9 protein-coding genes are annotated in these 12,377 nt (G+C 43.9%); 7 read left to right on the forward strand and 2 right to left on the reverse strand.

The features are described 5' to 3' along the window. Positions 1 to 35 precede the first annotated feature (35 nt). From FDF36_RS09045 to FDF36_RS09060, 4 genes are all read left to right on the forward strand, one after another. Positions 36 to 3,422 carry a SusC/RagA family TonB-linked outer membrane protein gene (locus FDF36_RS09045; protein WP_032562606.1) on the forward strand — a complete coding sequence of 1,129 codons (3,387 nt, stop codon included), beginning with the start codon at positions 36 to 38 and terminating at the stop codon, positions 3,420 to 3,422. An 11-nt stretch (positions 3,423 to 3,433) separates the two neighbouring features. Beyond that, entirely contained in the window at positions 3,434 to 4,957 is a 1,524-nt protein-coding gene (locus FDF36_RS09050; protein WP_220391112.1) for a SusD/RagB family nutrient-binding outer membrane lipoprotein, read from the forward strand. Positions 4,958 to 5,137: 180 nt separating this feature from the next. After that, positions 5,138 to 6,124 (forward strand): metallophosphoesterase family protein, encoded by a 987-nt coding sequence (locus FDF36_RS09055; RefSeq protein WP_220391113.1) that lies wholly within the window; start codon positions 5,138 to 5,140, stop codon positions 6,122 to 6,124. A 179-nt stretch (positions 6,125 to 6,303) separates the two neighbouring features. Beyond that, positions 6,304 to 7,311 carry an endonuclease/exonuclease/phosphatase family protein gene (locus FDF36_RS09060; RefSeq protein WP_220391254.1) on the forward strand — a complete coding sequence of 336 codons (1,008 nt, stop codon included), beginning with the start codon at positions 6,304 to 6,306 and terminating at the stop codon, positions 7,309 to 7,311. Positions 7,312 to 7,460: 149 nt separating this feature from the next. On the opposite strand, the gene ahpF is transcribed toward FDF36_RS09060, so the two are convergent. Next, complete coding sequence (ahpF, locus tag FDF36_RS09065) at positions 7,461 to 9,011, reverse strand: alkyl hydroperoxide reductase subunit F (RefSeq protein WP_220391114.1); 1,551 nt, start codon at positions 9,009 to 9,011, stop codon at positions 7,461 to 7,463. 96 nt (positions 9,012 to 9,107) lie between these two features. Next, the gene (ahpC, locus tag FDF36_RS09070) at positions 9,108 to 9,674 is read right to left on the reverse strand and encodes an alkyl hydroperoxide reductase subunit C (protein WP_005775969.1); all 567 of its coding nucleotides are present in this window, start codon (positions 9,672 to 9,674) and stop codon (positions 9,108 to 9,110) included. 935 nt (positions 9,675 to 10,609) lie between these two features. On the opposite strand from ahpC, the gene FDF36_RS09075 reads away from it, so the two are divergent. The 3 genes from FDF36_RS09075 (at position 10,610) to FDF36_RS09085 (ending at position 12,342) form a co-directional block, all read left to right on the forward strand. Continuing rightward, positions 10,610 to 11,077: a DUF4890 domain-containing protein gene (locus FDF36_RS09075; RefSeq protein WP_220391115.1), complete on the forward strand. Its 468-nt coding sequence runs from the start codon at positions 10,610 to 10,612 to the stop codon at positions 11,075 to 11,077. A 149-nt stretch (positions 11,078 to 11,226) separates the two neighbouring features. Then, positions 11,227 to 11,781 (forward strand): DUF4738 domain-containing protein, encoded by a 555-nt coding sequence (locus FDF36_RS09080; protein ID WP_220391116.1) that lies wholly within the window; start codon positions 11,227 to 11,229, stop codon positions 11,779 to 11,781. A gap of 117 nt (positions 11,782 to 11,898) precedes the next feature. Next, a complete protein-coding gene (locus tag FDF36_RS09085) occupies positions 11,899 to 12,342 on the forward strand; it encodes a PepSY-like domain-containing protein (protein WP_220391117.1) in 444 nt (147 codons plus the stop codon). Positions 12,343 to 12,377 lie beyond the last annotated feature (35 nt).

Consider the following 12,377-nt stretch of genomic DNA (forward strand, 5'->3'; position numbering starts at 1 on the left):
ACAACAAAGTATTAACCTTATTACATTGCAAAAGTATGAAAAAAAACTTATTGCTGTTATCTTATGCAATTAAACAACGTGAAATTATTCAAATCTTGCGAATTATGAAATGCACAGTCTTGCTGTTATTTTTGCTTATTCTTCAGGCACATGCCAGCGTAAGCTCACAAAATGCAAGGGTAAACATGTCTCGAAATCAACTTCCGTTAAAGGAGTTTATGGCGGAGATTGAAAAACAAACCGATTATCTGTTTATCTATAGTGATGCAGAAATCAATGCTTCTCGTCAGGTAACTGTAAAGAAGGGAACACATAGAGTGGCCGATTTACTGAGAGAGGTACTCTCTAAAAATAATATTTCTTATAATTTTGCAGATAATTATATTTCTCTTCATGTACGCAAAGAGGCTGACGCACAGTCTTTGGCGGTATCTCCCCAACAAAAAAAGAATACGGTTCTGGTTTCGGGAACTATCGTAGATACCGCAGGCGAGCCTATAATCGGTGCTAACATCAAATTGAAAGGTGCTCAGGGAACCGGAACGATTACGGATGTGGAAGGTAACTTTAAATTGGAAGTGCCTACCAATGGTGTACTGATCGTCTCTTTTATCGGATATCAGCAGCAGGAAGTGGCGGTGAACGGAAAAACCATGTTGAAAATTAAGATGGCGGAAGATGCTGAAATGATAGACGAAGTGGTTGTAACTGCTTTGGGTATCAAGCGGGAAGAAAAGGCATTGGGATATGCCGTGCAGAAAGTGGGCGGAAGTAAGCTGTCTACTGTGAAGCCCGTTAATATTGCTACTTCACTGACTGGTAAAGTTGCCGGTTTGAATGTAACCAACAGTACAGAGTTCAATACGGCCCCGACTCTCAAACTGCGTGGTGAAACTCCATTGTTGGTAGTAGACGGTGTGCCGTATAGCAATATCTCTCTGAATGACATTGCAGCAGACGATATTGAATCTGTTGACGTGTTGAAGGGTGCTACCGCATCGGCCCTGTATGGTGCCCGCGGAGGTTCGGGAGCTATCATGGTAACTACGAAGAAAGGTAGTCAGGAGGGACTCAATATTTCGGTAAACAGCAGTACGATGTTCAATGCCGGTTATCTGGTATTGCCGGAAGTACAACACGGATACAGTACCGGTCAGGGAGGTAAATATACCGCTGCCGACTTCGTTTGGGGTGATAAACTGGACATCGGCCGTACAGCTGTACAGTATGACCCGTATACTTATGAATGGAAAGAGATGCCATTGGTATCGAAAGGTAAAGACAACTTTAAGAATTTCCTGGAGACAGGTTTCATTACCAATAATAACATCAGCATCAGCCAGACCGGTAAATATGGAAGCTTCCGTTCTTCTCTGTCACATGTTTATAATAAAGGACAGTATCCCAATCAGAGATTGAATAAGATTACTTACTCGGTAGGTGGGGATATGAAGTTCGGCAAACTGAGTTTCGAAGGTGGTGCCATTTATAACAAGCGTTTCTATCCGAATGGAGAAGGAGCCGGCTATGGTGGCGGTGGATACATCTATAACCTGTTGGTATGGACGGGTACCGATTATGATGTACGCGACTATAAAAACTATTGGAGAAAGAAAGACGAAGAACAGAACTGGATGAACGATGTGTGGTATGATAATCCTTATTATCTGGCTCATGAAATGACTTCATCCAATGACTACGATAAAGTAAATACTTACTTGTCCGGTAAATATGACATCATGCCTTGGTTGAACTTTTCGATGAGAGCCGGTGCCGATGCTTATGCCAGCCGTACGGAAAAGAAAAACGCAATGAGCGCCCGCGGCGGATGGGACAAGAACGGATACTTCTATACATCCAAATCTACCGGATTCAGTTTCAATGGTGACGCTTTGTTGTCTGCCAATCACAGCTTCGGTGATTTTGCTATCGACGGTTTTGTCGGAGGTACGATTTACTATTATTATGATGACGCTATTTCATCGAATACCCGTAACGGATTGAGTATTCCGGGATATTATTCATTGAAAGCATCGGTTGATCCAATTGCCTCTTCAAGTTCATACAAGCAGAAACAGGTAAATTCTATTTATGGAAAATTCTCAGCTTCCTGGAAGAGCACTGTGTTTGTGGATGTAACGGCACGTAATGACTGGTCGTCTACTTTGCCTTCGGAGACTCGTTCTTACTTTTATCCGGCTGTATCGGGAAGTATCATTATGTCACAGTTGCTGAAGATGCCCGAATGGCTGAACTTCTGGAAACTGAGAGGTGCCTGGACTGTAACGAAGAGCGACTTAGGTATTTATGATACGAATCAGGCTTACAGTGTTAGCACCAACGTATGGGACGGAATGAATACTGCCGTATATCCGGAAATGATCCGCAGTACGACCCTTGAACCGACCGCTGCACGTTCTTATGAAATCGGTACTGCCTTCAATGTATGGGACAACCGTTTGCGTTTTGATATCTCTTACTACAATAAACTGAAATACAATCTGACACGTGAAGCCACTATCAGCGGTTCGTCCGGTTTTACTAAAACATTGGTGAACTATGATGAAGAGCAGGTTCGTAGAGGAGTGGAGGTTTCTTTGACCGCTTCTCTGATTCAGACGAAAGACTGGAATTGGGAAGTGAATGCCAACTGGGCCCGTGACCGCTATTTCTATGCGAAAGTCGATCCTGTATATTCTACACAGAAACCTTGGGTAGCTGCCGGCAAGCGTTGGGACTGGTATGGTATCTACGATTGGGAACGTGACCCTCAGGGAAACATTATCCATGAAAACGGATATCCGGTACAAAGTAAATATCAGTCAGTGATGGGTAATGAATATCCGGACTGGATCTGGGGACTCAGTACTACCTTGCGTTATAAAGACTGGACATTGGGAATTTCGTTGGACGGACGTGTAGGCGGTATGGCTTACTCTCGTACGGAACAGACTATGTGGAATACCGGTGTACACCCCGACAGTGATAACAAATGGCGTTATGACGAAGTAGTGAACGGCAAAAAGAATTATGTAGGTCAGGGTGTGAAAGTAGTGTCGGGTAAAGTTGAATACGACACAACCGGAAAGATTGTGAGCGATACACGTGTGTTTGCACCGAATGACACTCAGGTATCCTATGAAAGTTATATCAAGAATTACAATCCATGGTCAGGTGGTAAGGTTTACCAGAACGTGCATGACTGTACATTCCTGAAGTTGCGTGAACTTTCATTGTTGTACACAATGCCTAAGTCAGTTTGTGAAAAGATTCACATGAAAGGCGTTACACTCGGTTTGATCGGACAGAACTTATTGATCTGGATGAAAGAATTTAAGTATGCTGACCCGGATGTGGATTCGGATGACCTGAATTCACCTTCTATGAGATATGTCGGATTTAATGTTAAGTTTGATTTGTAAAAAAGGAAATTATGAAACTAATAAATAAAACGTTGCTTTTACTTACAGCAAGTGCTACGATTCTGGCATCTTGTAACAAGTTTGATGATTTGAATACGAACCCCGATGCCGCAACCAAGGTGACAGCACCTATGTTGGCTACAAAACTTATCCTGAACATCACACAACAGGGCTCTGCTAAGAACTTTGTGTACCACAGCATGCTGAGCAAACAGATTGCATGGTCGGAAAATGCTTCGGATGAACAATACAATTTGTTTGGCAGGACAGATTTTGACGGCTATACCATTCTTACAAACTGTCAGAAGATGGTCGATGCAGCCAATGAGGGAGATAAAGATTCGTATGCAGCTCTGGCTAAGTTTATGAAAGCCTACAAGCTGTTCTATAAATCGCTGGAAGTGGGGGATATTCCTTACAGTGACGCATTGAAAGGTGAAGAGGGCGTTCAGAAACCTAAATACGATACACAGAAAGAGGTGATGCGCCAGGTATTGGAAGACTTGGAAGAAGCGTATACTTTATTCACATCGGGCAGTGACTTTGACGGTGATCCTGTTTTTGGCGGTGACACCGAAAACTGGAAAAAGACTGTAGTCGCTTTTGAACTGAAAGTGCTGACTCACTTGTGTAAGAAAGATGCGGATGCGGATCTGAAAGTGAAAGAACGCTTTGCCCGCCTGGCAGCTTCGGGTTCACTGATGACTTCGAATGCGGACAACTTCCAGTTGGTATACTCTAATAAGGCCGGACAACTTTATCCGTTCTATTACACTCAGAACAAACATTCTGATTATCTGATGATGTCGAGTGTGATGATCGATAACCTGAAGAAGTTCAACGATTATCGTATGTTCTATTATGCTTCTCCCGCCAAAGCCCAGACAGATAAAGGTATAAAGGATTCCGAGTGGGATGCTTATCTTTCGATTGATCCCTCGGACAGCTATTCAAATATCTCCGTATCGTACGGAAAAGGTGAGTTTTGCCTGGCAAACCTCCGCTATACCCGTGTTCCGGAAGGTGAGCCTTTGATGCGGCTGAGTTATGCAGAACAGAATTTTATTCTGGCAGAAGGAGCTGTACGTGGCTGGATTTCGGAAGATGCTTCTACTTATTATAAGAAAGGTATAGAAGCCAGTATGAATTTCATAGCAGACAATACCCCCGATAAAGAAGAATATACTCACGGACGTGCCATAACGCAAGAGTATATCCAGGAGTATCTGGCACAACCGGTTATACAGTTGTCCGGCGACAAGGAGAAAGATCTGGAAATGATTTTGCTGCAACGTTATCTCGCCTCGTTCCTGCAGCATCCGTATGATGCTTATTATGATTATCGCCGTACCGGATATCCGGTATTGCCTATCAACCCGAATACCAACCTGAATGCGGAAAAAGATAAGATTCCTACAAGATGGATGTATCCGGAAGCTGAGTTCAGTTACAATCCTGATAATGCCAACGAAGCTGTTCAGCGTCAGTACAATGGTTCGGACGATGTGAACAAGTTAATGTGGATTCTTCAGTAAACATTACTTTTTTGAAGAAAGAGGGTGTTTCATAACTCACCACAGAGGACACAGAGTAACACAGAGGTAATTTTAAGTTGTTGATTATTAATAAAAGACTCTGTGATACTCTGTGTTACTCCGTGGTGAAAAAAGAGTTATGACACATCCCCCCTTCTTTATACCCAAATAATCAAACCCATGAAACAAATTTATTTATTGTTGGCCATCCTGTTGGGAAGCCTTCAGCTGGCAAATGCGCAGCAACAGACTCTTCAGTTTAACAAAGACGGTAAGTTTAAGATTGTCCAGTTTACCGATGTTCATTATATCTATAATGATCCTCGTTCGGATGTATCGATCGAACGTATCAATCAGGTATTGGATATGGAAAAGCCCGACCTTGTTCTTTTTACGGGAGATGTGATTTATGGCAAACCGGCGGAAGAAGGAATGCGTACAGTGCTGAATCTGGTATCTAAAAGAAAAATCCCTTTTGCGGTGACTTTCGGTAACCACGATAACGAACAGGGACTGACCCGTGAAGAATTGTTGAAGATCATCCAATCTGTTCCTTTTAACCTGACACAGACTACTCCGGGCATTTCGGGAGTGACAAATTTTATCTTACCGGTGAAAGCTTCCGACGGCAAGCGCAATGCAACGGTTCTTTATTGTATCGACTCTCATTCTTATTCACAGATCAAGGGAGTGAATGGATACGATTACATCAAATTTGACCAGATACAGTGGTATCGTGAGAACAGTAAGAAGTTTACTGAAGAAAATAATGGCGTTCCGGTTTCTTCGTATGCGTTTTTTCATATAGCTTTGCCGGAGTATAATCAGGCTGCCTCTTCCGAGAGTGCAATACTTTATGGCATTCGTAAAGAAAAAGCATGCGCCCCCCAGTTAAACTCGGGCTTGTTTGCCGCCATGAAAGAGATGGGAGATGTGAGAGGTGTATTTGTGGGACACGATCACGATGATGATTATGCCGTGTCATGGAAGGGAATCTTGCTGGCATACGGACGCTATACGGGTGGCAACACAGTATATAATCACCTTACAAATGGTGCGAGAGTGATTGAGTTGGATGAAAATGCAAACAGCTTCCGTACGTGGATACGCCTGAAGGAAGGAGTCGTACAACAGGTAACCTATCCTGCCGATTTCATTAAAGAATAGAAGATACACAAAAGACAAAACTTAAATATAGATAGAATACCATGAAAAAGTTATTTGTTTTAGTCTGTTTGCTTGCGATCGGACGCATGATACAGGTCTTCAAATAAACAGTACTGTCACAACCTGAAGAAAAACAATGCACATAATATAAATTTGATAAAATGAAAAAGATTATTTTTATGACGCTTTTCCTACTTGTCGCCATGATGGGACAAAGTAAAGGAAAGGGTGAGTTTACGGTTCTGCAATGGAATGTATGGCAGGAAGGTACAATGGTTCCGGGAGGATATGATGCAATCGTTAACGAGATAGTGCGCTTGCAACCCGACTTTGTGACGTTCAGCGAGGTGCGTAATTATCATAACACTCGCTTCAACGAGCGTATTGTGGCTTCTCTGAAAGAGAAAGGACTGGATTATTATTCTTTCTATACGTATGACACAGGTTTGCTGAGCAAGCATCCGATCACAGACTCGCTCACTGTATTCCCCGAGAACGGAGACCACGGAAGTATCTACAGGCTGACAAGTTCCGTAAACGGACACAAGGTGGCAGTCTACACCAGCCATTTGGATTACCTGGATTGTGCTTACTATAACGTACGGGGTTATGACGGTTCCAGCTGGAAAGAGATACCTATTCCGACTACTGTAGAAGAAGTTTTGAAGGTGAATGTGGCTTCTCAGCGTGACGATGCCATCAAGATGTTCATTGCACAGGCTCAAAAGGATATTGCAAATGGTTATAGCGTGATTATAGGCGGTGACTTCAATGAACCGTCACATCTGGATTGGATTGAGGCTAATAAGAATCTGTACGATCACAATGGCCTGGTAATTCCCTGGACAGTAACTACGTTGTTAGAGCAAAACGGGTTTGTGGATACATATCGTCACATTTATCCGAATCCACTGACTCATCCGGGATTTACATATCCGGCAGATAATCCGTTGAAAGAACCCGGTAAACTGACATGGGCACCGAAAGCGGACGAACGTGACCGTATCGACTTTATTTTCTACAAAGGAAAGAATCTTGAAGCAAAGAAAGCGATTGTCTTTGGCCCGAAAGGCTCTATCGTACGTAATAAGAGGGTGCAGGAGACATCAAAAGATAATTTCCTGTTACCGTTGGATGTATGGCCAACCGACCATAAAGGACTGCTGGTGACATTTAAGATTAAGTAATGTTTCACCACAGAGTAACACAGAATAACACGAAGTAACGCAGAATAACCCAGAGTATTCATGTCGACAATCCGTGACTTAATACTCACTCTGTGGAACTCTGTGTTACCCTGTGGTGAATAAATGCCCCCTTGATATTATCCTGTCGTTTAAATTTCTCCTCGCATCCGATCCTCGAATGCGGCTAATGCGGCTTTGGCGCCTTCTCCCATTGCGATGATAATCTGTTTGTAGGGGACGGTGGAAACGTCTCCGGCAGCATAAATTCCCGGCACGTTGGTACGGCAATGTGCATCGATCACGATCTCGCCCGGACGATTTACTTCAACCACATCGCGGAAAATACCACTATTGGCTACCAAACCGATCTGTACAAAGATGCCATCCAGGCTGATCACCCGTTCTTCTTCTGTTTTGCGGTCTTTGACACGGATGCCGGTCACCTTATCTCCATTGCCTACTACTTCGGTTGTCTGCGAATGAACAAGAACTTCTACATTCGGCAGGCTTTTCAGTTTTTCCTGTAAAACCTGATCCGCTTTCAGCTCGTCCATAAACTCAAGCACCGTAACTTTGGAGCAGATACCTGCCAGGTCGATGGCTGCTTCGATTCCGGAATTTCCTCCCCCCACGACAGCTACCTGCTTCCCTTTGTAGAAAGGTCCGTCGCAGTGCGGACAGAAAGCCACCCCACGGCCGATATATTCCGCTTCACCCGGTACGTTCAGTTTGCGCCAGCTTGCACCGGTGGCAACGATTACCGCCGGAGCTGAGAAACGTTCTCCTCCTTTGGCTGTCAGAACCTTATCCTTTCCATCAAGCTCTATCTTTTCGATCTGGCGATGTTCGAGCAAATCGATGGGATATTGTGACATGTGGGTTTTCAGATTATCGGCCAACTGGCTTCCGGTTGTCGAAGGTACGGAGATCAGGTTCTCTATGCCTACTGTTTCTTTTACTTGTCCGCCGATCCGTTCGGCAATGACCGCTACATTCAAGCCTTTACGGGCCGAATAGATGGCAGCGGCCGAACCGGCCGGACCTCCGCCGGCTACAATCACATCATATTTTTTGATGGAAGTTTCCGCACTGTTCGTCTCCGTTCCATATTGTTCTTCCAGTTTGGCCAACAGTTCGCCAAAGTCACCACGTCCCACGTGGATCAGCTTACCGTCTGCGAAGACAGAAGGAACCCCCTGTATTTTCAGTTCCTCTACTTCCGCCTGGTTGATGGCTCCGTCCACGGTCTGGTGCTGAATCTGTCCGTTCAGCGTGGTCATGGCGTTGAGTGCCTGCACCACGTCGGGGCAGTTGGTACAGGTCAGTGACACGTAAGTTGTCAGGCGGACAGGTCCTTTCAATGATTTTACCCGGTTGCAGATGCCTTCGTCCGGAAAGTTCTTGCCTTTTCCGTCCGCATTCAGGATGGCAAGCAGTAGGGAACTGAATTCATGCCCATTGGGAACGGCCCGGAAAGTGATACCTGTCCTGTGTTCTCCTTTGAGAAGTGTAAATTCCAGTCCTTTGCCTTCATTGATCCGGCAAGAGAGTTTCTCGGAGCAGGATGCCACATCGTTCAGGAGTTCCAGAAGTTCGTTGCGGCTTTCGTGTTGCGGTGAGACGGTGATGTCGAATGTATAGTTCGCCTCCAATGCGGCGAAGATGGTACGTAATTGTTCTTTTATAGCTGAGTCTAACATTATATCGAAGATTAGAGATGAATGATTTGGAAAGATTTATCGTCAAGAGCTAAAAAAGACCGATATGTGGGATACCGGTCTTCATAGGATTGCTGTTTAGATCTTACCGACCAGGTCGATGCTCGGCTTCAGGGTTGCTTCGCCTTTTTTCCATTTAGCGGGGCAAACTTCTCCGTCGTGAGTAGCTACAAACTGCGCGGCCTCTACTTTGCGGAGCAACTCGTCGGCATTACGTCCGATGTTGTTATCCTGTATTTCGGCAATCTTGATTTTTCCTTCCGGATTGACGAGGAACGTTCCGCGGTAAGCCATTCCGTCTTCTTCAATCATCACACCGAATCCACGGCTCAATACGCCTGTCGGGTCTGCCAACATCGGATATTTGATCTTACGGATGCTTTCCGAAGCATCGTGCCATGCTTTGTGTACGAAGTGTGAGTCGGTGCTTACCGAGTATACTTCTACACCCATAGCTTGGAACTGTTCGTATTTCTCGGCAACGTCTACCAGTTCGGTCGGACACACAAAGGTAAAGTCCGCCGGGTAGAAGAAGAAAATAGCCCATTTTCCCTTTACGTCTTCGCTGCTTACTGTTTTAAAACTTCCGTTCTGAAAAGCCTGTACTTTGAATTCAGGCATCTGTGAGTTGATAATTGGTTCCATAATTGTTTCTTATTTAGATTCATTCTTATTTGTTTCCGATGCAAAAATAGGGCGAATTTTCCCGTTTCAGCAAAAAATCCGATTGATAATATTTATCGGCTGATAGATGAAACCTTATAGGCTGCCTTGTTTCGTATGTCCGGTGTACGATAAATGGGAGTGGCTTTCGTTTTGATACCTTTTTCTTCTTTTAGCTGTCAGAAAGAGAAGAATATCCCTTGGGGAGTAACCGGGTCTTTTGCGGTTCAAGTCAAACGGGAAGAGCGGAAGTGCCGAAGCAGGGCATTTTTTCCCCAGAAAGCAGGCTTTTGATATCCGAAAGCCGGTGTTTGGGTCGGGAAGTGCCGGTGTTTTCCGAAAAAGAAGTAAGCATTTGCTCCGAAAGACGCAAGCAAGTTGAGAAAATGCTTACTTCTTTTTGGAATATCTCTATATGTTTTCCCTCATTACATATATTGTAATTGTTCCGAAGAGGAAAAAAGAAGGATTTCTTTCTGGTTGCCCTCCGGAAATGAACATGCTGAAAAAGATAAAAGGGAAGCATCAGGATTGAATACTGTCCTTTTTGTTCTTTTCTTTCTTGAAGAACCGCTTCCTTGCATAGAAACAGGAACTTAAAGTGATAAAACGGAAATTGCTGACGGGAAAAGGAGACGAAAAAATCACTTCACCGTATCTTTGCCCGGAAAAAAGCCAATCTGGGACCATTCGATTATCAATATGACAGAATGCTACTTTAACGCCCTTCCTTATCCGCATCCAATGCCTATGAGTCGTTAGTGCGTGAATTCGAGTAATCTAATCAAAATAGAAAGAAGTTTGCGTTTTGTTAAAGTTGCCCTCACCTTTAAACTTCCCTCTTACTTTTTAGTCATATAAACAGTTGCAACAAAAAAGACAGATGATTATTTGATAACTTAAAAAAGGAAAGAACAATGAAAAGAATAAGTTTTTTATTAGCAGCCCTGTTAATGATGGGAGGAATGGCGATGGCACAAGGTCCGCGCAGAGGCGGTCAGGATATGGACCCGAAAACACGTGCCGAACGCATGACCGAACGTATGGCGAAAGAATACTCCTTGAATGAAACTCAGAAGAAAGAGTTGCTTGAGGTTAATATGGCTTTCGTGCAAAAGATGGGAGAGCGTCCCGGAAGGATGAAGCCGGAAATGAGACAAGGTAAGAAGGGGCAGAGTCAGGCTACCGACAGCTGCACTTGTAAACAGGATAAGAGAAAAGCTCCTCGCATGTCTAAAGAGGACAGAGAAAAGATGCGTCAGGAGATGAAAGCTTCGCGTGAGTCCTACGAGGCCGGTCTGAAGAAAATTATGACGAAAGACCAGTATGCTGCTTATACCAAGAAGCAGGCCGAGCGGGAGCAGAGAAGAGGAGGCGGAAGATAAACTTCTGCGTTGATGATTAGTGATGGACCGGACATCGGCATAGTGGCCGGCCCACCACTAATTGTCAATTACTAATTACCAAAATACTTGTATATTTCCCTCGCTTTTTGTTCCTTTGCCGTACGATTTAATAAACTGATAATTCGAATATGAAAAAGCTTATTTATCTGCTTGGGTTGGCAATGCTTATGGCCGTCGCTGCTTGTTCCGGTTCGGCTGAAAAGAAAAAGAGCGATATCCGTGTTTTGATGCAGGATAGCACCGATGCACATGGAGTGCAGCGCATGACGGCCCGTAAGAGCGAGGTAGATATTAAATATAAAGGCAAAGAGTACCATTCGTTTATTTCCCGTACGCCCAATGATTCGCTTCCCCGGGTGGTAAGCCAGATGGGGAATACGTATGTCGACAATCAGATAGTGCTTAGACTGACGCGTGGGAACGAACGTGTTTTCAGCCGGACTTTTACCAAAAAGCAGTTCGGGTCTCTGATAGGAGATGATTTTATGGCGAAATCTATCTTGGAAGGGATTGTTTATGATAAAACGACTCCCGAAGGAATTGTCTATGCTGCCAGTATCTGCTATCCGCAGACAGACCTGTATGTACCTATTTCCATCACGATCTCACCCGACGGAAAAATAAGTATGAAGAAAGAAGAGCTTCTGGAAGAGGTGTACGATGAAGACACATCCGCCCGTTAAAAAATACAAAAAGGTCTCTTCTCTTCATTTATTCCCAAATCTTTCCTGTTTCTAACTCGTTATTTGCAGTGTAAAATAGTTCCGAAACTTATTATTGATACTAAAAAAATAACGATTATGAAAAAGATTTTATCTATTCTTGTATTGGCTATCGTAGCCGTCCAATTAGCATTTGCAGGTGAAATCATTACGAAGGACGCGATGAAATTGCCTCTTCCGGCACGTAACTTTATTAATCAGCACTTTTCTAATCCGCAGATTTCGCATATTAAGATAGAAAATGGGATTCTGCAAACAAAGAAGTACGATGTGTTGTTGACTAATGCAACCGAGATCGACTTTGATAACCTGGGCAACTGGATTGAAGTGGATTGTAAAAAAGCGGCTGTTCCTGCAACAATTGTCCCTGACTTCGTGAAGGAATATATGAAAGCCAATGGGTATCACTCTGAATTTGTGACTCAGATAGAGCGCGACCGCAAGGGGTATGAAGTCGAGTTGAATACGGATTTGAGCTTGAAGTTTACCAAAGACGGTAAGTTTCGTAAAGCGGAGCATTGATAAATTGGAATAAACCTATTAAAAAAGACCTTGAT

The organism is Bacteroides fragilis, from assembly GCF_019583405.1.
In the GTDB taxonomy this organism is placed as follows: domain Bacteria; phylum Bacteroidota; class Bacteroidia; order Bacteroidales; family Bacteroidaceae; genus Bacteroides; species Bacteroides fragilis_B.

Bases quoted from the DNA above. Each gene is read 5' to 3' on its own strand.
- ahpC (WP_005775969.1), bottom strand. From the start codon at position 9,674: ATGGAACCAATTATCAACTCACAGATGCCTGAATTCAAAGTACAGGCT.
- FDF36_RS09075 (WP_220391115.1), top strand. From the start codon at position 10,610: ATGAAAAGAATAAGTTTTTTATTAGCAGCCCTGTTAATGATGGGAGGA.
- ahpF (WP_220391114.1), bottom strand. From the start codon at position 9,011: ATGTTAGACTCAGCTATAAAAGAACAATTACGTACCATCTTCGCCGCA.
- FDF36_RS09080 (WP_220391116.1), top strand. From the start codon at position 11,227: ATGAAAAAGCTTATTTATCTGCTTGGGTTGGCAATGCTTATGGCCGTC.
- FDF36_RS09060 (WP_220391254.1), top strand. From the start codon at position 6,304: ATGACGCTTTTCCTACTTGTCGCCATGATGGGACAAAGTAAAGGAAAG.
- FDF36_RS09045 (WP_032562606.1), top strand. From the start codon at position 36: ATGAAAAAAAACTTATTGCTGTTATCTTATGCAATTAAACAACGTGAA.
- FDF36_RS09050 (WP_220391112.1), top strand. From the start codon at position 3,434: ATGAAACTAATAAATAAAACGTTGCTTTTACTTACAGCAAGTGCTACG.
- FDF36_RS09055 (WP_220391113.1), top strand. From the start codon at position 5,138: ATGAAACAAATTTATTTATTGTTGGCCATCCTGTTGGGAAGCCTTCAG.
- FDF36_RS09085 (WP_220391117.1), top strand. From the start codon at position 11,899: ATGAAAAAGATTTTATCTATTCTTGTATTGGCTATCGTAGCCGTCCAA.